This is a genomic window from Dactylosporangium sp. NPDC049525, assembly GCF_040676755.1.
Lineage (GTDB): Bacteria > Actinomycetota > Actinomycetes > Mycobacteriales > Micromonosporaceae > Dactylosporangium.
This window is the reverse complement of the sequence record NZ_JBFAPO010000002.1, coordinates 442,890-465,948: the sequence shown is the minus strand read 5'-3', so window position 1 is coordinate 465,948 and position 23,059 is coordinate 442,890. Positions and strand designations below refer to the sequence as shown.

The window sequence follows — 23,059 nt, the reverse complement described above, 5'->3', positions numbered from 1 at the left end:
TTATGCGCCGAGCCTAGTCGGGACGATCACCGTCCGCCGCTGCGCGCGGCCCTCCGCCTGCGCCGTCCAGGCGGCACCGATGTCCGCGAGGGGCACCGGCGCGTAGTCCACGACGAGCCGGCCGGCGGCCGCGTGGTCCGCGAGGTACCGCATCGTCGCGCCCTTCTCCGCGGCGCTGAGCTCGTTGTTGGTGTAGCCGAGCACCCGCAGCGACCCGCTGCGCAGGGTCGCGGAGTCCAGCGGCGCGACCTCGCCGGCGGCGCTGCCGAGGTTCACCAGGCGGCCGCCGCGGCGCAGGGTCCGCAGGGCGGCCGCGGCCGGGATCCCGAACAGCGGGTCGAGCACCAGGTCGACGGGCCCGTCGGCGGCGTCGTGCAGCCGCCGGGCGAGCGTCACCACGTCGTCGGTGTCGTGCAGCGGCACGACGGCGTCCGCGCCGAGGCGGGCCGCGCGTTCCCGCGCCGCCTCGGACCGGCAGGCGGCGATGACCCGTCGCGCGCCGGCCAGCCGGGCGAGCTGGATCGCCGCCTGCCCGACGATGCCACCGCCGCCCAGGATGATCACCTGCTCGCCGGGGCGCAGCTCGCCGCGCCAGGTCAGGGCCTGCCAGGCGGCGACCGCGGACAGCCCGAGGGCGGCGATGAGCCGGTGGTCGGCGCCGTCGGGCAGGTGCACCACGGTGGCTGCCGGCACGGTGACCTGCTCGGCCATGCTGCCGTCGCCGGGGCGCATGCCGGCGTCGGTCGGGAACCACACGGCCGTGCCGTCGTCGAGGGTGCCGACGCCCTGCACGCCGGGGACGTACGGCACGGCGGGCGCGCCGAAGTAGGACGTCCCGGTGGCGCACAGCACGTCGAGCGGGGTGATCGGGGCCGCGGTCACCGTGACCGTCACCATGCCGTCGGCGGGCGGCACCGCCGGTCGTTCGGCGACGACCGGCGGCTGCCCGCACTGGATGATCGTGGCGGCGCGCATCAGGTGGCGATGTCGGGGTACGGCAGGTCGAAGTGGGCCAGGCGGGCGCCGTACTGCTTCTGGTAGAACAGCGGCTCGTCGTGGTCGCGTTCGAACATCGCGATGAACAGCGTCAGCGTGAGGAACGGGTGCGCGCCGAGCGCGAACAGCGCGACGTGGTCGTGCCCGGCGAGCGCGGCGCGTTCCTCGTCGGTGAAGCGCTGCCACGTGCTCGCCTCGCCGGTGTGGCAGTTGAGCAGCGCATTGGCCATTGTGGACTCCCACCAGTCGACGGTCCCGGCGGGGTCTTCGCGGTACCGTTCCACCAACGAGGCGTCTCTGTCCACTGTGTACAGGAACTTGTCGAGCAGGTACTTGCTCATGCCGGCGCTCCCTGCGGGTACCAGGTGAAGTAGGCCTCCATCGTGTGGAACAGGTCGTAGGTGTCGACGTAGTCGGCCTTCACACCGTCGCCCGCGACGCCCATCATGAGCATGAAGTCCATGAACCCGTGCGTCGCGTTGCCGGGTGCGTGCAGGCTGTCGAGGGTCACCTCGGACAGGCAGCCGTCCAGGTCGCCGTCGGCGATCCACTGCACTGCCCGGCGGTCGAACTCCGGGTCGGGGCCGTGCGGGCCGAACTGGCGGGGCCCGCCGAGCTCCAGGGACAGGTGCCCGGTGCCGATGACGGCGACGCGCAGGTCGCTCGGCCACGACTCGACGAGTTCCCGGATGGTGCGGCCCAGCTGCACGAAGCGTTTCGGCTGCGGCAGCGGCGGGGCGAAGATGTTGGTGTAGATCGGCACGATCGGCAGGTCCGCCTCGGGCCGCAGCGTGATGATCGGGCAGGTGATGCTGTGATCGATCCGCAGCTCGTTGCTGAACGCCAGGTCGAAGCCCGCGTCGAGGCCCTCGCGCAGCACGTGCGCCGACAGGTCCTCCTGGCCGCGCAGCGTCATCCGCGGCAGGCCGAACTCGCGCTCCTCGTTGTACCAGTTGGCGTCGTAGAACGGCGCCTTGCCGACGAGGAACTGCGGCATGTTGTCCAGCCACAGCTGGTGGAAGTGGTCGGAGCCGACCATGACGAGGACGTCGGGGTTCGCGCGGGTCAGCGTCTCGCGGAACGCGGTGACCTTGCGGACCCACTCGTCGGCGAACGGTGGGCGGTCCGCGCCGGTGGCGGTGCTGGCCTTGAAGTAGAACGGATGGTGCGTCGAGGCGATGACCGCGACAACCTCAGCCATGGCGCCGTCCTTTCATTCGGGTGTGACGTAGCGGGCGTTCCGGTCGACGGTGCGGTAGATGTCCAGGCCGAGGCCGGTGCGGCGCTCCTCGGCGAGGTGCCCGAGCAGCCCGGCGGCGCGGGCCAGCAGCGCGAAGCCGCGCAGCATCTCCACCGGCAGGCCGAGGTCGGCGAGGGCCGCGCCGCAGACCCCGGCGCCGTTGAGCGGCAGGGTGCGGCCGAGGATCGCGGGGTGGACCCGGCCGATCGCCTCGAACAGGCGCAGGTGCGGCCCGCGCAGCCCTTCCTCCTCGGCGATGCGGATCAGGACCGGTGTGCGCGGATCCTGCGTCTTGTGTACAGGGTGCCCCAGGCCGGGCACGAACTTGCCGGCGGCGCGCCGGGCCGTGATCGCGTCGGCGGCCAGCGCGTCCCAGTCGGCGGGCTCCCCGTCGACGGAGGCCAGGGTGTCGCGCAGGAACACGGCGCAGTCCTCGGTGACGCCGAGGAACCGGGAGCCGCCGCCGAGCAGCCCCGCGGCGAGGGCGCCCTGCAGCGCCTCGGGTGCGCTGGCGTAGGTGAGCCGGGCCGCGATCGCGGTCGGCGTGAACCCGTGGTCCGCGAGGGCCACCAGGACCGTCTCGAACACCCGCGTCTCGCCGGCGGTGGGACGGCGGCCGGCGACGAGCCAGAAGGCGAGCTCGCCGAAGCCGACCTTGCCCATGAGGTCGGCGGCCAGGTCCTGGCCGAGCAGCGTGATGCTGTCGGCGTCGGAGGTGCCGATGGAGGTGGGGAAGCTCAGCTCTTCAGCCATTGCCGGATCTCCTCGCCGTGCTCGTCCAGGCCGGGCGGCGGCAGCTCGTATCGCGGCGGGGTCGCCGAGAGCGTGATCGGGTTGCGGATGCCGGGCACCGCGCCGACCTGCACGACCGGTTCGAGGCCCAGTGACGTGGCGAGCGCGACGCCGCCGTCGATGGTGTTGATCGGCGCGCACGGCACGCCGGCGGCGAGCAGCTCGTCGAACCACTCCTGCTTGCCCTTGGCCCGCAGCCGCTCCACCAGCAGCGGACGCAGCGCCTCCCGGTGCGCGGTGCGGTCCTGGTTGCGCTGGAAGCGGGGGTCGTCGAGGAGCTCCTCGCAGCCGAGCACGGCGCACAGCTTGCGGAACTGGCCGTCGTTGCCGGCGATGACGATGAGGTCGCCGTCGGCGGTGGGCAGCGGCTCGTACGGGAACAGGCTCGGGTGCGCGTTGCCCATCCGGAACGGCACGGTGCCGCCGGCCACATAGCCGCTGCTGTGGTTGACCAGGCCGGACAGGGCGGAGGACAGCAGGTTGACCTCGACGTGCTGGCCGGCGCCGGTGGCGGTGCGGTGGTGCAGGGCGGCGAGGATGCCGATGCTCGCATGCATGCCGGCCATCACGTCGAAGACCGAGATCCCGGCCCGGAACGGCGGCCCGTCCGGGTCGCCGGTGAGGCTCATCAGCCCGGAGATCGCCTGCACCATCAGGTCGTAGCCGGGCAGGGCCGCGCCGGCGCCGGCACCGAAGCCGCTGATCGAGGCGTAGACGACGCCGGGGTTGGCGGCCGCGACAGAGGTGTAGTCCAGGCCGAAGCGGCGCAGGCCGCCGGGCTTGAAGTTCTCGATCATGACGTCGGCGCGGGCGGCGAGGGCCTGGGCCGCCTCGAGGTCCTCCTCCAAGCGCAGGTCGAGGGCGATCGAGCGCTTGTTGCGGTTGATGCCGAGGTAGTAGGTGGAGACGCCGTCGCGGGTCGGCGGCATCCACGTGCGGGTGTCGTCCCCGCCGGGCCCCTCGACCTTGATCACGTCGGCGCCGAGGTCGGCGAGGAGCATCGTGGCATAGGGCCCGGCGAGGATCCTGGAGAAGTCGGCCACCAGCAGCCCGCTGAGCGGACCCCGTGGCCGGTCCGGTGCCTCCAACAGCTCCCCCTCGCGAATGTCCGTGCAGCGGACAATCGTCCGTTCAAACAGTCTCGGCCGCTCCACCTGGACTGTCAACCACGTCGGGAACCTTGACAGCGCCCGTGAGGCGGACCACACTTTCGCCACTCGATCCTGTGACCGCCACACGGACGATCGTCCGGAACCGGCGATCCGTACCGACAGGAGATGACAGCAATGACCGCGGTGCTGTTCCGCAACGGTCTGGTTCTCACAATGGATGACGCACACACGGTGCTGCCGGGCGCCGACGTCCTGGTCGTCGACGAACGCATCGCCGAGGTCGGCGTCGGCCTGACCGCCCCACCCGGCGCCGTCGAGATCGACGCCGCCGGCGGCATCATCATGCCCGGGATGATCGACACGCATCGGCACCTGTGGCAGACCGCGATGCGCGGCTACGGCGCCGACTGGACGCTCACCCAGTACTTCGTCTGGTACTACCTCGAGTCCGGCCGGCACTTCCGCCCCGAGGACATCTACGCCGGCAACGTCCTCGGCGCCCTCGAGGCTCTCGACGCCGGCGTCACCACCACCGTCGACTGGTCACACGGCCTGCAGACCCCGCAGCACGCCGACGCCGCCGCCGACGCCCTCGAGTCCGTCCCGGGCAGGTTCGTGCTCGCCTACGGCAACATCCAGCAGGGCCCGTGGGAATGGGCGACCAGCCCGGAGTTCCGTGACTTCGTGTCCCGGCGCATCAGCGGCAACGACCTGCTGGGCTTCCAGATGGCGTTCGACGTCACCGGCGACCCCGCCTTCCCGGAACGCGCCGCCTTCGAGGTCGCCCGGGAGCTGGGCGTGCCGGTCAGTACGCACGCCGGTGTCTGGGGTGCCACGAACGACGACGGCATCCGCCTCATGCACGAGAACGGGTTCATGACCCCGTCGACGATCTACGTGCACGCCGCGACGCTGACGCACGACTCGTACCATCGCATCGCCGCGACCGGAGGGTCGGTGTCGGTGTCGACGGAGAGCGAGCAGAGCGCCGGGCAGGGCTATCCTCCCACCTGGCAGCTGCGCGACCATGGCATCCCGGTGTCGCTGTCGATGGACACCAGCGTCTGGTGGAGTGGCGACCTGTTCTCCGCGATGCGCGCCACCCTCGGCGCCGACCGGTCCCGGGAGCACCTGCAGGCGCACGAGCGCGCCGAGACCGTCACCCACGTGCACCTGCGCGCCGAGCAGGTCGTCGACTGGGCGACCCGCGGCGGCAGCAGGGCCCTCGGCCTCGACAGCGTCGTCGGCAGTCTCCAGCCCGGCCGCAAGGCCGACGTGGTGCTGCTGAAGAACGACGACTCGCCGGTCATGTTCCCGATCCTCAACCCCTACGGGCACGTCGCCTTCCAGGCCCAGCGCGGCGACGTGCACACCGTGCTCGTCAACGGCCGGATCGTCAAACGCGACCACAAGCTCGTCGGCGTCGACCTCGCCAAGGCCCGGCTCGACGTCGAGCGGACCGTCGAGCACCTGATCGCGACGATGGGCGCGGACGCCTGGAAGCAGGGCATGAACCCCGACATCCCGGCCGCCAAGGTGCTCGACAACCCGTACACCTACACAGAGTGGGACGCCGGCTCCGCGCAGTGGAAACACGGCACCCCGCCAACCGGCTGACCGCCGTGGCACGTTCCGGGGATTCGCCGGATCTTCGGCATGCCTAACGTTCTCCTTGGCAACACACCACGACTCCCCTGAGGGCGGACGAGAATGAGCGACTACGACGGCGGCGGCGAGCTCGACCCCGGCTACACCGGCGACGACCAGCCCGACACGTACGGCGGCGACGGCGGCACGGACTACGGCCAGATCGAGACGGGGCAGCAGCACGAGTCGCTGGACCAGCTCCACCAGGTCGACGCCAGCGAGGCCGACTACAACAACCAGTTCAACGTCTACGAGCAGGACCACGCGTCCGCCGAGTCGACCTCGTTCGACCAGGGTCACCACGTCGAGTACTCCAACCCGACGGGCGAGCACTACGAGGAGTCGGACTTCACGTCCTACGACCACTCGGCCGCCGAGTCGGACCACGTCTTCGCCGCCGAGGGCAGCGAGTCCTCGCACCAGGCCGAGTTCTCGCAGCTCGACGCATTGCAGGCGCAGCTGGACTCCGCGTTCACCTCGATCACCGAGGGCCACACCGGCGGCGGCGCCGAGGGCTCCGAGGGCAGCGCCGGCCTCGGCGTGGCCTCCAACTAGTTCGGCTCCGAAGGCCGCTCCCGGTTGCCCGGGAGCGGCCTTTTCAGTGTGCCGCTGCCGGGTCCAGGCTGGAGACCTCCGTGTCGAGCATGTGCTGGACGTGGCCGAGGGCGCGCGAGGTGTACGTGCCGGACTCCCGCGCGTCCAGCAGCGCCGCATGTGCGGACTCCAGCAGGAGCCGGTGCAGCTCGCGGCGCTGGTGCGCGACGCTGGACTCGGCCGGGTCGTGCGGCTGGGTGAGCGCCTGGCCGATCGCCGCGTTCTCCCGGCGGGCGGCCTCGAGGACCTCCGGGTCGAACGGCCGGCCGCTGGACTGGCGCAGGTCCGGGTTGTCCAGGACGTCCTCGCCCTCGGCGGTGATCTCACCGATGAGCCGGGCCAGCTCCCGCCGGTCGGCCTCGGCGTCGGTGCCGGCGATGCGCAGCCTCCTGATCAGCACCGGCAGCGTCGCGCCCTGGCCCAGCAGCGTGACGATCGCGACGGTGAACGCGATGAGGATCAGCTGGGCGCGGTGCGGGACGCTCTGCGGCAGCGACTGCGCCGCGGCGAGCGTGACGACGCCGCGCATCCCGGCCCAGGCGAGCGCCGCGCCGCCGCGCCAGCCGAGCCCCTCGGTGGTCAGGTAGGCGTCGTCGGCCTGCCGGCGGCGCACCAGCGAGGCGAGCCAGCCGGCCCGCGCCGCCGACCTCGCCGACTCGTGCTGCCGCTCCACGAGCTTGGCCAGGATCCCCTGGAGGCGGTCGGTGCGGGCCAGGGCGCGGCGCTGGTCGCGGCGCAGCAGCGCGGTGAGCGGCACGACGAAGAGCACCCGCAGCAGCACCAGCGCGGCCGTCACCGCGAGACCGATGGCGACGGTGCGGGCGACGTCGTCGTCGCCGTGGTGCACGTCGCCGACCACGGTGACGATCTGGTATCCCATGAGCAGGAACACGCCGTTGTCGAGCAGCAGCTGGATGGTGCGCCAGTTGGTGCGCTCGCTGATGCGGTCCTGTGCGGTGAAGTGCCGCGCGCTCTGATGCCCGGTGACCAGGCCGGCGACGACCACGGCCAGCACCCCGGAGGCGTGGATCTCCTCGGCCGGGACGAACGCGAGGAACGGCACGGTGAACGAGATCGCCGTGGTCAGCACGGGCTCGTCGAGCTTCGCCCGGATCCACACCGTGAGCAGCCCGGCGAGCAGGCCGATGACGAGCCCGGCGGCGACGGCGAACGCGAAGTCGCCGACCACGTCCCACAACGACACCACACCGGCCGTCGCCGCGACCGCGGAGCGGAGCATGACCAGGGCGGTGGCGTCGTTGATGAGTCCCTCGCCCTCCAGCACGATGACGAGGCGGGGCGGCAGGCCGAGGCGCTTGCCGATCGAGATGGCCGCGACCGCGTCCGGCGGGCTGACGACCGCGCCGAGCGCTATCGCGGCGGGCAGGCCGAGGTCCGGGATGAGCCAGTGCAGCAGGAACCCGACGGCGAGCGCCGAGATGACGACGAGCAGCACCGACAGCCCGCCGATCGCCTTGACGTTGCGCCGGAAGTCGGTGGCGTGCACGTTGACCGCCGCGGAATACAGGATCGGCGGTAGGACCACGGTGAGGATCAGGTGCGGGTCGACGTTCAGGTTCGGCACGAACGGCAGGTAGCTGGCGCCGATGCCGACGACGACCAGCGCGATCGGCACCGCCACACCGACCCGGGGCGCCACTTTCGCAACGGCGACAATGGCGAGGACCGCCGCGATCGCGAGGACACCGTGCTGGAGGTTCATGCCACAGTATTTCACCCGGGTCAGCCATAGGGTGAGCCGGTGACCGACCTTGGGCAAGACGATGCCGATCAGCTGCTGCGCCGCGCCGCCGCGTTCACCGACGTCGACGCCGGGGCACGCTGGGAGCTCGTCGCCGAGCTGCACCGCCGCACCGACCGGGCGGCGTTCGAGGCGGCCTGCCGGTTCGCCGTCGCCGACGGCACCGCCGACCGCGTGCTGGGGCTGGACGTCCTGGGCCAGATCGGCCACCTGGCGGACCGCCCGTTCCTGGAGGAGACCCTGCCGATCCTGACCGCGGCCTGCGCGGACGACCGGCCCGACGTCCTTGCCGCCGCCGCCACCGCGATCGGGCACGTCGGCGACCCGCGGGCGCTTCCGGCGATCCGGCGCCACGCCGGGCACGCCGGCGAGGACGTGCGCCTCGCGGTCGCGATCGCCCTGCCGCACGTCGCCGGCGACCCGCCCGACGCCCGGGCCGTGGCGGCGCTGATCCTGCTCAGCGCGGACGCCGACGCGGAGGTCCGGGACTGGGCCACCTTCGGGCTCGGCTCCCAGCTGGAGGTGGACGACGAGCCGGTCCGCGACGCCCTCGCCGCCCGGCTGACCGACGAGGACAGCGACACCGCCGGTGAGGCACTGGTCGGCCTGGCCCGCCGCGGCGACCCGCGGACCCTGGCGCCGCTGCTCGCCTGGCTCGCCGACGATCCCGGGAACCTCATCGTCGAGGCCGCGGCCGAGCTGGGGGCGAGCGAGGCACTGCCCTTGCTGCTGCGCCTCAAGGACACGGGCTGGCAGCAGCGCGACCCCCTCCCGGCCGTCCTCGACACGGCGATCCAGGCATGCGGTGCCGACCCGGAGCGCCGGTCCCCCTGAGGGCCGCGGGGAGCTACGATGCGCTCCTCCAGCGATCGCGGGGACACAGGCAGAGAGGCGACGAACATGACCGAATCAGTCGAGACCCGGGGCGATCAGCGCGACGAGCTGCTCGCCGTCGACACGAACCAGGACGGCGTCGCCGACGTGCTGGCCATCGACACCGACGGCAACGGCAAGGCGGACCTGTTCCAGCTCGACAGCGACGGCGACGGCGCCATCAACGTGACCATGGTCGACCTCGACGAGGACGGCATCATGGACACCAAGGTCGACGGCGACGGCGGCCACCCGCCGGTGAGCTGATCGACGGGGCCGGGACGCGGGCACGCGCCCCGGCCGCCGGGCCGTTCAGGAGGAGCAGGTGTTGAGCATCGTCTGCACCGCGGACTTCTCCGCGGACTGCAGCTTCAGCGCCCAGTAGTACTTCACGGCGATCCACATCTTGGCGTAGGTGCACCGGTAGGACGACAGCGACGGCTGCCAGGTCGACGGGTCCTGGTCGCCCTTGGACTGGTTGACGTTGTCGGTGACCGCGATCAGCTGCGGGCGGGTCAGGTCGTTGGCGAAGCTCTGCCGCTTCGCGGTCGTCCAGGAGCTGGCGCCGGAGCGCCACGCCTCGGCCAGCGGCACCACGTGGTCGATGTCGACGTCCGCCGCGGCGGTCCAGGTCGCGCCGTCGTACGGGGAGTACCAGCGGCCCGAGGTGGCGGCGCAGGAGCTGTTGGTGACCACCGACGTGCCGTCGCGCTTGAGGACGGTCTCGCGGGTGTTGCAGGCGCCGCTGATGGTGATCCAGTGCGGGAACAGGTCGCGGGAGTAGCCGCTGCTGGAGCCCTCGGTGGCCACGGTCAGGGCGTTGAGCCAGGTCTGCGCCGTCGCCTTCGACGGGATCCCTGACGGGGCCGCGGCGGCCGGGGCGACCAGGGCGAGTGCGGCGAGCGCACCGGCCAGCAGTGCGGCGATCAAACGAGACGGTCGGGTCATACCTGCTCCGATCAGACGTCCGGCGATGTGCGGCGCCGACCCCGGCACCGCCGCCGACCAATATCGACGATCACCAGTGTCTGGTGCGATGGTCGTGGCGTGAACATCCCGTGGACGTCCTACGACGTAACGGATGCACGCTCCGTCCCGGAACGTTCACATCCGAACGGGCGAGCGGCGGTCAGGACGCCGGCGCCGCGATCCGGGTGAACGCCGGGGCCGGCTGGTCCGCCGTGGGCACGCCGAGCGCCTGGAAGCCGGCCAGGGCGTCGCGCCGGCATCGGGCCGCGGTCACCTCGTCGCCGAGCGCCGCGGACGCGGCACCGAGCCCGTCGAGGGCCTGCGCGACCCGGTCGGGCTCGCCGAGCTCGCGGGCGATGAGCAGGGCCCGCCGGTGCAGGCCGGCCGCCTCCGCGGGCCGGTCGGGGCGCAGCGCCCGGCCGATCCCGTTGAGCGCCTCCGCCTCGAGGCGCCGCTCGCCGATGTCGACGGCGATGGCGAGGGCCCGCCGGTGCTCGGCGAGCGCGTCGGCGGCCCGGCCGGCGAGCAGGTGCGCGTCGCCGACGGCGATGCGGGCCTCGGCCTCGCCGAGCCGGTCGGCGACGCCCTCGAACATCCGCACCGCCTGCCGCAGCTGCGCCATCGCCTCCCGGTCCAGGCCGCACTCGGCGTCGGTGCGGCCCAGCCCGGCGATCGCAACCGCCTCGGCGGTGACGTCGCCGACGTCGTGCAGGATCCGGCGGGCGCGCTCGTGGCAGTCGCGGGCCTGCTCGTACCGGCGGTGCCGCTGGTGCACCTCGGCCAGGTCGAGCAGGTTGCGGCCCTGGCCGACCCGGTCGCCGAGGTCGGTGTAGATCCCGCCGGCCAGCTCGTAGCACTGCACCGCGAGGCGGTGCCGGCCGCGCAGCCAATGGATGCGGCCGATGTTGCTCAGTTCGCGGGCCTCGCCGAGCCGGTGCCCGGCCGCCCGGAACGCGCGCAGCGCCTCGCGTTTGTGGCTGAGCGCCGCGTCGTACCGGCCGAGCTGGAACTCGTTCGAGCCGATGCACCCGAGGGCTTTCGCCGCGCCGATCGGGTCGCCGAGCCGCTCGTACAGTCGCATCGCCCGCTGCAGGTCGGCGATCGACTCCAGGTAACGCTCGTCGCGGCCGCGGGCGGTGCCGAGCTCGAACAGCGCGGCGGCCTGCGCGGCGAGGTCGTCGCCGTGGGTGGCGAGGTCCAGCAGGTGCCGGTTAACGGCGAGGCTGTCGGCGACGTGATACCCGACCTTCAGGTATTCCTGCAGGGCCTGGCCGATGTCGACGGCGGCGCCGAGCGTCGCGCCGGTGGCGGTGAGCACGGCGGCGACGAGGTTGGGCCGTTCCAGGTCGAGCCAGGCCCGGGCCTGCGCCACCGCTCGGGGGTCGGTGGCGCCGGGCTCGAACACGGTCGCCGAGGCGGTGACCGTCGCCGTCAGGTAGTGGGTGTACACCGCGGTGAGCGCCGAGTCCCGCTCCGCCGCGGTGAGGGCTTCGCCGGCGCGTTCCCGGGCGTAGTCGCGCAGCAGGTCGTGCATCGTCCAGCGCCCGCCGGCGACGCGGTCGACGAGGTGGGCCCGTTCGAGGGTTTCGATCAGCCGCCGCGCGCCGGCGAGGGCTTCGGCGGCTTCGGCGCCGATCTCCCGGCCGGGGTGCAGGCCGAGCAGCCAGAGGCAGCGCGCCGCGGCGGGTGACAGGTGCCGTTCCGACCAGGAGAACACGGCGCGGACGGCGCTGCCGTCGTCACCGGTGTCCAGCAGGTCGAGCCGGCTCCGTTCGCCGTCCAGCTCCGCGGACAGCTCCGCGAGGGGAACCTCCGGCCGCCCGGCGGCCAACTCCGACGCGACCCGGATGGCCAGGGGCAGCCGGGCGCATTGTTCGGCGAGGGTCGCCGCCGCGGCCGGCTCGCGCCCCGCCCCAGGGCCGGCGAGCCGGGTGAGCAGTGCGAGCGCGTCGGCCGGGGGCAGCACGTCGAGCCGGATCCGTTGCGCGCCGTCCCGGGCGACCAGCCCGGCCAGGGCGTCGCGGCTGGTGACGAGCACGGCGCAGCCGGCCGCGCCGGGCAGCAGTGGGCGGACCTGAGCGGCGCTGAGCGCGTTGTCCAGCACGATCAGGAGCCGCCGGCCGGCGGTCAGGCTGCGCCAGCGGGTGGTGCGCCCGGGCAGGTCCGGCGGCAGGTCGGCGGCGGCGACGCCGAGCGAGCCGAGCATCGCGCCGAGCGCCGCCTCGGGGGCGAGGGGCTCGTCGTGATGTGCGCCGCGCAGGTCGACGAAGAGCTGCCCGTCGGGGAACAGGTCCGCGACCTGATGGGCCCACTGCACGGCGAGGGACGTCTTGCCGACACCGCCGGAGCCGCACAGCACGGCGATCGGCAGGGTGGCCGGTGCGGCCCGGTCCTCCCCCGGCTGGAGGACCGAGGCGAGCGCGGTCAGCTCCGTGGACCGGCCCGTGAAGGCGTGCACGGCGGCCGGCAGCTCCCGCGGTACCGGCGGCGCAGCGCGGACCTCGATCGGCGCCTGCGGCGGATCCAGCCACGCTTCCTGGCGCAGGATCCGCGCCTGCAGCTCACGCACGGCGGGGCCGGGCTCGATGCCGAGTTCCTCGCCGAGGTGGCGGCGCAGCCGCTGGAACGCCTCGAGGGCGTCGGCCTGCCGTCCGCTGCGATACAGGGCGAGCATGTGCTGCGCGTGCACCTGCTCGTCGAACGGGTGCTGCCGCGCCTGCTCCCCCAGCTCCGCGACGAGCTGGACGTGCTCGCCGAGGTTGAGGCGGGCCTCGACGAGGGCGTGGGACGCCTCGGCGTGCAGCATCGCCAGCCGCTCGGCCTGCCGTTCGAGCCACGGCACCGCGCGGACGTCGGCGAGTGCCGGCCCCCGCCACAGCTCCAGGGCGGCCCGCAGCGCCGCGGCGGCCCGGGCCGGGTCGGCGTCGTTGCGGCCGGCAAGGATCAGCCGCTCCGCGCGCTGGACGTCGGTCGCCTCGCCGTCGAGGGCGAGCAGGTAGCCGGGTGGGCGGGCGACGACCGCCTCCCGGCGGCCGAGGACGGTCCGCAGGTGGGAGATGTGGCTCTGCAACGTGTTCGCGGCGGTCGCCGGCGGCGCGCCGGACCAGACGACATCGACGAGGTGCTCGACGCTCACCACCCGTCCGGCCGACAACCCGAGCACGGCGAGGACCGCCTTGCGCCGCAGGCCCGAGACCTGCCGCACGGCGTCGCCGTCGGTCACGTCGACCGGGCCGAGCATCCTCACCCGCACCCGGTGCACCGTATCGAGGACCGCGCGCCCGGCGGGACCTCTGCGTCGCACCTCCGACTGTTCCGGCGGCCCGGTGTCCCCGGGACCGGTGCCACCGGGTTGTCCGAGGTCCGGGGTTTCAGCGCCGTTTCAGCGCCGTTCCAGCGGTGCCGGGGACGGTCCTCGGCAGCGCTCCGCCAGACCGGCGGCGCACGACTGAAGGTGGGAACTACGTTGATCACATTCGTTCGCCGGGTCCTGCTGGCGCTGGTCCTCGGCGCCGGGCTGGCCATCACGCCGGTCGCGGCGGCCCAGGCCGCGGCGGCCCCCGTGTGGAGCTCCTGGGACGTGGCGCACAGCGGCCAGTGCATGGATGTGCCCAACTGGGGCACCAGCAACAAGCTGCAACTGCAGCAGTCGCCCTGCAACGGCTCGACGGCCCAGCTGTTCACCCTGGAGCCGGTCGGCGACGAGGGCTTCTACCTGATCCGCAACTACAACAGCGGCAAGTGCCTCGACGTGCGCGACCGCAGCAAGTCCAACAACGCGGTCGTGCAGCAGTACACCTGCCACGGCGACACCAACCAGTGGTGGTACCAGGCCCCGATCCTCACGGTGCCCGGCTACTACCACTTCGTCAACCGCAACAGCTGGAAGTGCCTGACCGTCCGCGACGGCAGCATCCTGGCCCTCGCCAAGCTCGTCCAGTACGACTGCAACCCCGGCGGCGTCACCACTCACCAGGCGTGGCGCTGACCGTCCGCGCCTGGACCGCGCCGTGACCGCCCCGGCTCCTGCGACGGAGCCGGGGCGATGTTCAGCCGGATCAATGTTCAGCTGGGGCGATGTTCAGCCGGCCGAGCCGCCTCGGGTGAGGGCGAGGGGGTCGACGACCCGGTCGAAGAGCTCCTCGCTGACGCCGTTGGCGAGCGCGGCCTGCTTGAGGGTCAGGTCGTGGGCGATGGCGTAGTAGGAGATGACCGCGGCCCTGTCGTAGCCGATGACGGGCGACAGCGCGGTCACCATCATCACCGAGCGTTCGACGTTCTGCGTCAACTGGCCCTCGTTGAGCTTGGCGCCTTCGACCATGAACTCGCGGAAGTGCTCGGACATGTCGGCGAGGATGCGCGCCGAATGCAGGTAGTTGTCGATGAGGATCGGCCGGAAGGCGTTGAGCTCGAAGTTGCCCTCGGCGCCGCCCATGGTGACCGCCGTGTCCGCGGCGATGACCTGGATGGCGACCATGAGCATGGCCTCGGCCTGGGTCGGGTTGACCTTGCCCGGCATGATCGACGATCCCGGTTCGTTGGCCGGCAGGAGCAGCTCGTGGATCCCGGTGCGGGGCCCGGATCCCAGCCAGCGCAGGTCGTTGGCGATCTTGAACAGGGTCACGGCCGCCGACTTGAGGCCGCCGTGCGCCCGCACCATCCGGTCGAGGGTGCCCTGCGCGGCGAACGGGTTGGCCGCGGCCTCGAACGGCGCCCCGGTCATCGTGGCGATCTCCCTGGCGACCTGCTCGCCGAAGCCGGTGGGGGCGTTGAGCCCGGTCCCGACCGCGGTGCCGCCGATGGCCAGCTGCAGCAGGCCGTGGGTGGCGTGCTCGACGTCGGCGATCGCGTCGGCGAGGGCGGCGTGGTAGCCCGACCACTCCTGGCCGACGGTGAGCGGGGTCGCGTCCTCCAGGTGCGTCCGGCCGATCTTGACCACGTCGCGCCACGCCCGCGCGTTGTGCTCGATCGCGTCCCGCAGCCGCTTCAGGGCGGGGACGGTCCTGCCCGTCACCATCGTGTACGCGGCGATGTGCATGGCCGTGGGGAACGTGTCGTTGCTCGACTGTCCCATGTTGACGTCGTCGTTGGGGTGCACCGGCTGCTGCGAGCCGAGCGTCCCGCCGACGAGTTGGATGCACCGGTTGGAGATGACCTCGTTGACGTTCATGTTGCTCTGCGTTCCCGAGCCGGTCTGCCACACGTACAGCGGGAACTCCTCGTCCAGGGCCCCGCTGGTCACCTCGTCGCAGACCCGCTGGATCAGCCGGCCCTTCCACTCGGGCAGCCGACCGGCGGCCGTGTTCACGATGGCCGCCGCCTTCTTGACGGTGCCGTAGGCGTGGTACACCTCCTTCGGCATCCGGTCGTCGCCGATGTTGAAGTGTTCGAGGCTGCGCTGGGTCTGCGCGCCCCAGTAGCGCCCGGCGGGCACGTCGACGTCGCCGAGGCTGTCGAACTCGCGGCGGGTGCCGGTGCCGTCGAGGCCGATGGGGACGTCGCGGACCTTCGGCGCCGTCTGGCTGACAGAGGTCATGGCGTCACCCGGCCTTGATCGGGCGGTACTCCGGCTGCCACATCGCGTCCTGGACCTGCTGGACCGGGTCCTTGAGCGTCACCTGGGCGAGGCCCTCCTCGGCCGCCCGCTTCGCGACGGCGACGGCGACGGTCGCCGACACCTCCCGGAGGTTCTCCACCTGCGGCAGCAGCGACGCACCCGGGGTGCTCACGTCGACGAGGCCGGCCACGGCGTCGGCGGCCGCGGCGAACATTCCGTCGCTGACCCGCCGCGCCCGCGCCACCACCGCGCCGAGGCCCAGCCCCGGGTACAGCAGGGCGTTGTTGGCCTGGCCGATGGCGTATTCGACACCCTTGTAGGTGACCGGTGCGACGGGGATGCCGGTGGCGATGAGCCCCCGGCCGCCGGTCCACGGGATCAGGTCGTCCGGCATCGCCTCGATGCGCTCGGTCGGGTTGGACAGCGGGAAGATCATCGGCCGGTCGACGTGCCGGGCCATCTCCGTGACGATGTCCTCGGTGAACGCGCCGTGCACGGTCGAGGTGCCGATGAGCATGCTCGGCCGCACGGCGGCGACGACCTCGGCGAGCCCGATGGCGCCTTCGTGGGCCCAGTCCTTGACCTCCGCGGCGGGCCGGGCGTACGGGGTCTGGAAGTCCCGCAGGCCGGACATGTCGTCGGTGAGCAGGCCCTGCTTGTCCACGCACCAGATCCGGCGGGTCGCGGCGTCCTTGTCCAGGCCGTCGCGGACCATCACGTCGCGCAGCTGGTCGGCGATCCCGATGCCGGCGGTGCCGGCGCCGAAGACCACGATGCGCTGGTCGCGCATCCGGGTGCCGGCCACCCGGGCGGCGCTGAGGGCCGCGGCGAGCACGATCGCGCCGGTGCCCTGCATGTCGTCGTTGAAGGTGCAGATCCGGTCGCGGTAGCGCTCCAGGATCCGGCGGCCGTTGCTCGGGCCGAAGTCCTCCCAGTGCAGCAGCGCGTCGGGGAACAGCTTCGTCGCGGCCCGCACATATGCGTCGATGAAGTCGTCGTAGCGCTTCCCCCGCACCCGGGCCTGCCGGTTGCCGACGTAGTCCGGGTCGTTGAGCAGCTGCTCGTTGTCGGTGCCGACGTCCAGCGAGACCGGAATCACCCGGCCCGGGTCGATCCCGGCCGCGGCGGTGTAGACGGCGAGCTTGCCGACCGCGATGCCGATCCCGCCGGCGCCCCAGTCGCCGATGCCGAGGATCTCCTCGGCGTCGGAGGCGACGATCAGATCCACGTCGCCGGCACCCAGCCCCAGGTCGTTGAACGCCGCCTCGATCCGGTCGGGCTCGTCGATCGACAGGTACACCCCGCGCGGGCGGCGGTATTCGTGGCTGTACCGCTTGATCGCCTCACCCACCGTCGGGTCGTAGACGACCGGCAGCATCTCCCGCAGGTGCTCGGTCAGCAGCCGGTAGAACAGCACCTCGTCGTTGTCCTGCAGCATCGCCAGGAAGACGTTCTTCAGCAGGTCGGTCGGCTGCTGGCGGTACTGCTCGTACACCCGCCTGACCTGATCCTCCAGCGACTGCACCGCGGACGGGAGCAGCCCCTCCAGGCCCAGCTCCTCTCGCTCCCGCTGGGTGAACGCCGTGTTCTTGTTCAGCAGCGGCGTGTCGAGCACCTCCGCCCCGCGCGCCGAGGTCACGCACGATCCGTCCTCGACCCAGAACCTTCGCTTCGCCACGACAGCAGTCATCAGCATGTCCTCCACACCGTGAGCACGGGTCTCTGGTTCGCTCGCGAACGCGTGCGCACCGGACCGCCGTCACGACGTGCTCCGGCCGCGCCGCCTCCGCCCCAAACCCCTACCCGCCGCTGCCGGCTTACACCTCTCAGCCGTGCAGGACGTCCACGTTCAGCAGCGTCTCGGCGGAGCGGATCCCCTGGTACAGGGTCGAGCACTCGTCGTTGCCGGCGACCAGGATCCCGTATGCGTTGTGCTTGGCGTACATCGGCGCCCCGCTGTCGCCCGGGACCGAGCACAGGTTCGTCCAGCCGAGGTGGTGCACGGTGGGCCCGGTGTAGGACACGCTGACGTTCAGCATCATCACGAAGCCGCACCAGCTCATCAGGTTGAAGGCGCCGGTGGCGCAGATGCGCATCCCGAGGACGCTCAGCTTGTCCGCGGCGATCCCGTAGTGCTGGTTCTCGGTCGTGAACGCACCGGGGGTCACCCTGACCTGCGCGGCGGGAGACCAGCCGGCCTCGTTGTTGATGCTGAGGATCGCGGCGTCACCGGATGCGTTGTACTCCCAGTGGTGGATCGCGCCGATGACGTGCGCCGAGCCGTCGGTGAACTGGGTGCTCCAGTTGCCGCTGCGGTCCTCGCCGCAGTGCCCGGCGGTGAACTGGTACAGCTCGTTGTCCACTTTGGACTTCGCCAGGAAGCCGCCGGTGCACGAGCCGGTCGGGTGCGTGACCCGGATCCCGCCCCGCAGCGGTGGGTCGCAGAACTGGCCGGCGCAGGCCAGCGGGCGCAGTCCGCGCGGCGCCGAGCCGACGACCAGCCCGGAGCCCAGGGCCTGCCGGGTCGTCTCGACGAGCGCCAGCTGGTCCGCCGTCGCGCCGGACGGCACGCCCAGCCACAGTGCGTTGAGGTCCGGCCGCACCCCGCCGGCGAGCCCGGCCGGAGCACCGGTGTTGACCCGGGCGATCTCGGGCCCGAGCCGGTCCATGCTCCGCTCCAGCGCCGCCGCCGACCGGGCGACGAGCACCACGTCGTAGGCCGCGCCGAGGCCCAGCGCGGTCGCGGCCCGGTTGATGATCGTGGCGGCCGCGGGGTCGAGCGACCCGGTGAGGCCGACCTTCACCCGGTCGCCGCCCTGGCCGTCGATCCACACGCCGCCGAACCGCTCGCCGAGCTCGGCCGGCAACCGCTCGAGCAGGTCGGGCGCGACCGCCTGCCAGCCCAGCCGCTGCTCGGCCGCGGCGACGGAGATGCCCCGCTCGCGGGCGAACGACGCGGCCTCCTCACTCGGTGCCGGTGCCGCCATCGCCGGCGCCGGCACCACCGACGTCGCGGACCCGGCGATGACGACCAGGACGGCCGCGAGGGCCGCCGACGTCCGGCTGCGAAGCGAACTGCCACGTGTCATGGCGCCCTTGCTAGACGCTCGGCAACGTGATTACCACTACGTGTCCGGATCGGGACACTTCGATGAACCGGCGGCCCGGCTCAACGTTTGAAGTTCCTTGAGGAAACTCCGGATGTTAGATTTGCCGCATGCAACGCACGAACTTCGGCGGGATGGCCTGCTCGATCGCGCGCACGCTGGACGTCATCGGCGAGCCCTGGTCGCCGCTCGTCCTGCGGGACGTGCACGCCGGCCTGACCCGGTTCGAGCAGATCCAGGCCGACCTCGGCATCTCCCGCAAGGTCCTGACCGAGCGGCTGCATCACCTCGTCGAACACGGGGTGCTCGAGCGCCGGCCCTACGACCGGCGGCCCCGGTTCGAATACGTCCTGACCGAGAAGGGCACCGAGCTCGTCGACCTGCTGATGGTCATGGCCGGCTGGGGCGACAAGTGGCTGGCGGGGGTGGCCGGCCCGCCGGTGCTGCACCGCCACCACGCCTGCGGCCGGGTCAGCCACGTCGACCTGCGCTGCGCCCACTGCGGCGAGCCGATGCACGCCGGCGACGTCGAGCTGCTCGCCGGGCCGGGCGCGGCGAGCTGACCCACCCGCGCCGGGTGCGACCCCGCGCTCTTTGTCATTGGCAGAAGCCGCGTCGCTGCCGCCGACGGTGGAGATGGTGTGGGTGCCGTGCCCGTTGCCGGCGACGGCGCTCTCACCGGGCACGAAGCTCGCGGTGCCGCTGACCCGCCCGGCCAGGTCGGGGTGGTCCAGGTCGACGCCGGTGTCGATTGACATGCACGGTGTCTATCGGGCGTCCCCGCCGCGCGGCTGGCAGGAACCCGTCACGGCGCATGTCCGCCACGCTCCCGCGCGTGCGGCCGTACCGGGGACAGCCGTGGATCGCCGACATGAGATACGCCACGGCCACCACCACGGCAGCGAGCCAGCCGGCGACGGCACCGACGGTGCCGACGAGCACGCCGGAGCGCAGCCGGGCGGCGGCGAGGCCGCCCACCACCGCCACCGAGACGAGCACGCTCGCCGCGAACGCCGGGATGCCGATGAACAGCGCCGCCAGCACCGCGACGTCCCGCGCGGTCCATCCACAGCCGAAGGTCTGGCACTCCTCCCCGGCCGGGGTGTCCGACAGGGAGAACCACCAGAGCACGGCCACCGCGCCGAGCACCCCATACCATCCCGCCATCGTGGCGAGCCCCGTGGCGAGCACCGGCCCCCGTGACGGCTTGGTCGCGTCCATGGCCGTCAGCCTAGGAACGCCTCCGCCGGCTGACCGCCGTGCGGCTACTCGACTTCGAGCTGGGTACCGTACTCAGGACTGCTCCCGCCGATCGCGCCGCGGCGATGCCGGCGGGTCCGGGAGGGCCCGCCCGCTCGCAGGAGGTCAGTTGCCGGTGGGAGGGATGTGCGAGGACTGGACGTCGCGCTTGGCCTTCTTGGCGGACCGCTTCTCTTTGAGCGTCTTGCCGACCTTCTTCGAGGTGGCCTTGTGCGGTGACTTGTCGGACATCTGCACTCCTTGGTCTCCGCGACAGCGGAGCCTGGATCGAGTCGCCACGACCGCGGCACACTGAGCCTAGTCGCTTTCGGCGGAAACAACGGCCGCGGCGACCTGATCTTCACCGGCGGGGCCGCGTGAGGAACACTCTTGCCCGTGACGTGGTGGATGTACGTGGTGCTGCCCCTCGCCGGGGTCGGTGCCGGGCTGGTCGGCAGCGTCGCGGGGCTCGCGTCGCTGATCAGTTACCCGGTGCTGCTGGCGTTCGGGTTGCCGCCCGTCACCGCGAACGTCACCAACAGCGTCTCGCTGGTGTTCGCCAGCGCCGGGTCGGTGGCCGGGTCGCGGCCGGAGCTGACCGGGCAGGGGCCGCGGCTGCGGTGGCTGGCGCTCGCCGCCGTCGCCGGGGGCGGGACCGGCAGCGCGCTGCTGCTGCTCGCGCCGGCGGAGACGTTCGAGTTCGTGGTGCCGTGGCTGATCGCCGGGGCGTCCCTGGCGATCCTGCTGCCGCGGCAGGCCGCGGACGCCGAGCCGCGCCGCCGGCACGGGTGGATGCTGGCCGGCGGGGTCGCGCTCGTCGGGGTGTACGGCGGCTACTTCGGCGCCGCCGCCGGCATCGTCCTGCTGGCGTTGCTGCTGGCGATGACGCCGGACTCGTTCGCCCGGGGCAGCGCGGCGAAGAACGTGCTGCTGGGCGTGGCGAACGCGGTCGCCGCGGGCGCGTTCGCGCTGTTCGGGCCGGTGCACTGGCTGGCGGTGCTGCCGCTCGGCGCGGGCCTGTTCGTCGGCGGTCGGCTCGGCCCCGCGGTCATCCGCAAGAGCCCGCCGGCGGCGCTGCGCGGGATCATCGCCGCGTTGGGGCTCGGGCTCGCCGTGCATCTCGGCTGGCAGGCGTACCGCTGATCGCTGCCGTAGGGTCGGGCCGCATGACCGCCGCGACAACCTACCGGGCGCTGCTGCGCACGCCCGGCGCCGCCGCGTTCTTTGTGCCGACCGCGCTCGGCCGGATCGGGATCGCGATGACCAGCCTCAGCATCGTCTGGCTGGTCCGCGCGGCGACCGGCTCCTACGCCACCGCCGGCCTCGTCACCGGGGCGTTCGCGGTCGCCGACGCCCTGGCCGGGCCGCAGGTCGGCCGGCTGATCGACCGGTTCGGCCAGAACCGGGTGCTGCCATCGGCGGTCGCCGCGCACGCGGTCGCGGTCGCCGCCCTCGTGCTCAGCGCCGTCAACGACGCGCCCGGCTGGCTGCTGGCGATCGCCGGCGCCCTGGTCGGCGCGAGCCTGCCGCAGCTCAGCGCCGTCGCCCTGGCCCGCTGGTCGGCGCTGCTGGACGGCGAGCGGCGGGCCACGCTGCCGTCCGCGTACGCGTTGGAGTCGCTCAGCAACAGCGTCGCGTACCTCGTCGGGCCGGCGCTGGTGAGCACCATCGCGGCGGCCGGCCGGCCGGTGCTCGGCACGCTGAGCGCCGCCGCGCTGGTGGTGGCCGGCGGCTCGGTCCTGGCGCTGCAGCGACGCACCGCGCCTCCGGTCGCCGCACGGGACGGCGGGCACGCGCATCACCGCCGTGCGTTGCTGCGGCCCGGGTTCGTGGTGCTCGTCGGGGTCAACACCGCGATCGGCGGCTTCTTCGGCACGATGTCGATCGCCGTGACCGCGTTCGCCGTCGAGCGGGACACGCCGGAGCTGGCGGCGGTGCTGTTCGCCGCGTCCAACGCCGCCGGGATCCTCGCCGTCCTGGTGTACGGGCTGAGCCGCTGGCGCACGGACCCCCGCCGCCAGCTCGCCGGGGCGGCGTCCGCACTGGGGCTCGGCAGCCTGCCGCTGCTGGCCGGCGGGTCGCCGGCGGAGGTCATGGCGGGTGTCGTGGCAGGGGTGCTGCTGACCGCGGTCGCGGTGCCGGTCGTCCTGGTGCTCGGCTCGGTGCTCGCCGACGCCGTCGTCGACCGCGGCGTGCTGACGGAGGCGTTCGCGTGGCTCGGCTCGGCGAGCGCGGCCGGCTCGGCGGTGGCGGCGACCGTCGCGGGGCTCGCGGTCGACGGCAGCGGCGCGCGGGGTGGGCTGCTGGTCGCGGTCGTGGCGGCGGGCGCGACGGCAACGCTCGCGCTGGCCGGCTTGCGCATGCTGCGCCCCGCCGACCAACCTTGAGCCCGCGCGGCCCGCCGGCCGACCGCTGACTGGATCGCACACTGCCTATGGATCAGAAGGCGCATCCTCGGGCATTGACCAACGTCTGTGTGCACCCGGAACCCTCCGGGGGACCGGGACCGGCGCCCGCGGCACTGGGCCGGCGTGCCGTGGGACGGGGACATCGGGCTGCGGCGCCGAGTCGGCGTGCCGCGGCATCGAGTCAGCGTGCCGCGGGCCAGGAACATCAGGACGAGCCACCGGTTCAGCGTGCCGCGCGACCGATTCAGCGTGCCGCGCCACCGAGTCGGCATGCCGCGGAACGGGTGCGGTGTGCCGCGGCGCAGGAACATCAAGCCACGGCACCGAATCAGTGTGCCGCACCACCGGATCAGTGTGCCGCACCACCGAGTCGGCGTGCCGCGGGACAGGTGCGGTGTGCCGCGGCACCGGATCAGCGTGCCGCGCCACCGGATCAGCGTGCCGCGCCACCGGATCAGTGTGCCGCGCCACGGAGTCGGCGTGCCGCGGGACGGGTGCCGTGTGCCGTGGCGCAGCAACATCAAGCAGCGGCACCGAATCGGCATGCCGCGGCATCGAGTCGGCGTGCCGCGGGCCAGGAACATCAGGCCGAGCCAGCGAATCAGCGTTTCGCGCCACCGAATCAGCATGCCGCGGCAGAGGAACATCAGGCCGCACCACCAGATCAGCATGCCGCGGCGCAGGAACATCAAGCCACGGCACCGGATCAGCATGCCGCGGCGCAGGAACATCAAGCAGTGGCACCGGATCAGCGTGCGGCGCC

General features: G+C 72.8%; 22 protein-coding genes and 1 pseudogene. 9 read left to right on the top strand and 14 right to left on the bottom strand.

The genetic code is table 11. The features are described 5' to 3' along the window. From AB0K00_RS06460 to AB0K00_RS06440, 5 genes are read right to left on the bottom strand one after another with little or no spacing between them, the layout of a single operon-like run. Entirely contained in the window at positions 1-975 is a 975-nt protein-coding gene (locus AB0K00_RS06460; protein WP_363516290.1) for a zinc-binding alcohol dehydrogenase family protein, read from the bottom strand. Next, the gene (locus AB0K00_RS06455; protein WP_363516287.1) at positions 975-1,337 is read right to left on the bottom strand and encodes a hypothetical protein; all 363 of its coding nucleotides are present in this window, start codon (positions 1,335-1,337) and stop codon (positions 975-977) included. The genes AB0K00_RS06460 and AB0K00_RS06455 overlap by 1 nt, the downstream gene beginning before the upstream one ends. Continuing rightward, positions 1,334-2,197, bottom strand: coding sequence for an extradiol ring-cleavage dioxygenase (locus AB0K00_RS06450; protein WP_363516284.1), 864 nt, complete (start codon positions 2,195-2,197; stop codon positions 1,334-1,336). Before AB0K00_RS06450 ends, AB0K00_RS06455 begins: the two co-directional genes overlap by 4 nt. A 12-nt stretch (positions 2,198-2,209) precedes the next feature. Next, positions 2,210-2,989, bottom strand: a complete 780-nt coding sequence (locus tag AB0K00_RS06445; protein ID WP_363516281.1) for a citryl-CoA lyase — start codon at positions 2,987-2,989, stop codon at positions 2,210-2,212. Continuing rightward, positions 2,974-4,116 (bottom strand): CoA transferase, encoded by a 1,143-nt coding sequence (locus AB0K00_RS06440; protein ID WP_363516278.1) that lies wholly within the window; start codon positions 4,114-4,116, stop codon positions 2,974-2,976. Before AB0K00_RS06440 ends, AB0K00_RS06445 begins: the two co-directional genes overlap by 16 nt. 189 nt (positions 4,117-4,305) lie before the next feature. Between AB0K00_RS06440 and AB0K00_RS06435 the strand changes: the two genes are divergently transcribed. Both AB0K00_RS06435 and AB0K00_RS06430 read left to right on the top strand, forming a co-directional pair. Beyond that, positions 4,306-5,757: an amidohydrolase family protein gene (locus tag AB0K00_RS06435; protein WP_363516275.1), complete on the top strand. Its 1,452-nt coding sequence runs from the start codon at positions 4,306-4,308 to the stop codon at positions 5,755-5,757. 93 nt (positions 5,758-5,850) lie between these two features. After that, positions 5,851-6,342: a hypothetical protein gene (locus tag AB0K00_RS06430; protein WP_363516272.1), complete on the top strand. Its 492-nt coding sequence runs from the start codon at positions 5,851-5,853 to the stop codon at positions 6,340-6,342. A 43-nt stretch (positions 6,343-6,385) separates the two neighbouring features. On the opposite strand, the gene AB0K00_RS06425 is transcribed toward AB0K00_RS06430, so the two are convergent. Continuing rightward, positions 6,386-8,104, bottom strand: coding sequence for a sodium:proton antiporter (locus AB0K00_RS06425; protein WP_363516269.1), 1,719 nt, complete (start codon positions 8,102-8,104; stop codon positions 6,386-6,388). 39 nt (positions 8,105-8,143) lie between these two features. Between AB0K00_RS06425 and AB0K00_RS06420 the strand changes: the two genes are divergently transcribed. Together AB0K00_RS06420 and AB0K00_RS06415 are read left to right on the top strand one after the other, a co-directional pair. Beyond that, complete coding sequence (locus tag AB0K00_RS06420) at positions 8,144-8,977, top strand: HEAT repeat domain-containing protein (protein ID WP_363516267.1); 834 nt, start codon at positions 8,144-8,146, stop codon at positions 8,975-8,977. 66 nt (positions 8,978-9,043) lie between these two features. Then, the gene (locus tag AB0K00_RS06415) at positions 9,044-9,283 is read left to right on the top strand and encodes a hypothetical protein (RefSeq protein ID WP_363516265.1); all 240 of its coding nucleotides are present in this window, start codon (positions 9,044-9,046) and stop codon (positions 9,281-9,283) included. 45 nt (positions 9,284-9,328) lie between these two features. Here AB0K00_RS06415 and AB0K00_RS06410 read toward each other — a convergent pair whose 3' ends face one another. Then, positions 9,329-9,964 carry an HNH endonuclease family protein gene (locus AB0K00_RS06410; protein ID WP_363516263.1) on the bottom strand — a complete coding sequence of 212 codons (636 nt, stop codon included), beginning with the start codon at positions 9,962-9,964 and terminating at the stop codon, positions 9,329-9,331. A 181-nt stretch (positions 9,965-10,145) separates the two neighbouring features. After that, positions 10,146-13,238 carry a BTAD domain-containing putative transcriptional regulator gene (locus AB0K00_RS06405; protein WP_363516261.1) on the bottom strand — a complete coding sequence of 1,031 codons (3,093 nt, stop codon included), beginning with the start codon at positions 13,236-13,238 and terminating at the stop codon, positions 10,146-10,148. Positions 13,239-13,451: 213 nt separating this feature from the next. Between AB0K00_RS06405 and AB0K00_RS06400 the strand changes: the two genes are divergently transcribed. After that, positions 13,452-13,973: an RICIN domain-containing protein gene (locus AB0K00_RS06400; protein ID WP_363516259.1), complete on the top strand. Its 522-nt coding sequence runs from the start codon at positions 13,452-13,454 to the stop codon at positions 13,971-13,973. 93 nt (positions 13,974-14,066) lie between these two features. On the opposite strand, the gene AB0K00_RS06395 is transcribed toward AB0K00_RS06400, so the two are convergent. From AB0K00_RS06395 to AB0K00_RS06385, 3 genes are all read right to left on the bottom strand, one after another. After that, on the bottom strand, positions 14,067-15,521 hold the full coding sequence (locus AB0K00_RS06395) for a class II fumarate hydratase (RefSeq protein ID WP_363516256.1): 1,455 nt from the start codon (positions 15,519-15,521) through the stop codon (positions 14,067-14,069). A gap of 4 nt (positions 15,522-15,525) precedes the next feature. Beyond that, the gene (locus AB0K00_RS06390) at positions 15,526-17,232 is read right to left on the bottom strand and encodes an NAD-dependent malic enzyme (protein ID WP_363516253.1); all 1,707 of its coding nucleotides are present in this window, start codon (positions 17,230-17,232) and stop codon (positions 15,526-15,528) included. 136 nt (positions 17,233-17,368) lie between these two features. Further along, on the bottom strand, positions 17,369-18,631 hold the full coding sequence (locus tag AB0K00_RS06385; RefSeq protein ID WP_363516250.1) for a S1 family peptidase: 1,263 nt from the start codon (positions 18,629-18,631) through the stop codon (positions 17,369-17,371). 128 nt (positions 18,632-18,759) lie between these two features. On the opposite strand from AB0K00_RS06385, the gene AB0K00_RS06380 reads away from it, so the two are divergent. Continuing rightward, complete coding sequence (locus AB0K00_RS06380; RefSeq protein WP_363516247.1) at positions 18,760-19,212, top strand: helix-turn-helix domain-containing protein; 453 nt, start codon at positions 18,760-18,762, stop codon at positions 19,210-19,212. 66 nt (positions 19,213-19,278) lie between these two features. Here AB0K00_RS06380 and AB0K00_RS06375 read toward each other — a convergent pair. The 3 genes and pseudogenes from AB0K00_RS06375 to AB0K00_RS06365 form a co-directional block, all read right to left on the bottom strand. Continuing rightward, a pseudogene (locus AB0K00_RS06375) lies at positions 19,279-19,368 on the bottom strand (hypothetical protein); the annotation flags it as partial. After that, complete coding sequence (locus AB0K00_RS06370; RefSeq protein WP_363516244.1) at positions 19,325-19,870, bottom strand: hypothetical protein; 546 nt, start codon at positions 19,868-19,870, stop codon at positions 19,325-19,327. The gene AB0K00_RS06370 and the pseudogene AB0K00_RS06375, both read right to left, overlap by 44 nt. 144 nt (positions 19,871-20,014) lie before the next feature. Then, on the bottom strand, positions 20,015-20,140 hold the full coding sequence (locus AB0K00_RS06365) for a hypothetical protein (RefSeq protein WP_363516241.1): 126 nt from the start codon (positions 20,138-20,140) through the stop codon (positions 20,015-20,017). A 144-nt stretch (positions 20,141-20,284) separates the two neighbouring features. Between AB0K00_RS06365 and AB0K00_RS06360 the strand changes: the two genes are divergently transcribed. The 3 genes from AB0K00_RS06360 to AB0K00_RS06350 all read left to right on the top strand — a co-directional run. Then, positions 20,285-21,031 (top strand): sulfite exporter TauE/SafE family protein, encoded by a 747-nt coding sequence (locus tag AB0K00_RS06360; RefSeq protein ID WP_363516238.1) that lies wholly within the window; start codon positions 20,285-20,287, stop codon positions 21,029-21,031. A 23-nt stretch (positions 21,032-21,054) separates the two neighbouring features. Beyond that, the gene (locus tag AB0K00_RS06355) at positions 21,055-22,275 is read left to right on the top strand and encodes an MFS transporter (protein ID WP_363516235.1); all 1,221 of its coding nucleotides are present in this window, start codon (positions 21,055-21,057) and stop codon (positions 22,273-22,275) included. A gap of 417 nt (positions 22,276-22,692) precedes the next feature. Beyond that, positions 22,693-23,059: hypothetical protein (locus tag AB0K00_RS06350; RefSeq protein ID WP_363516232.1), on the top strand; the 367-nt coding region annotated here is incomplete at its 3' end.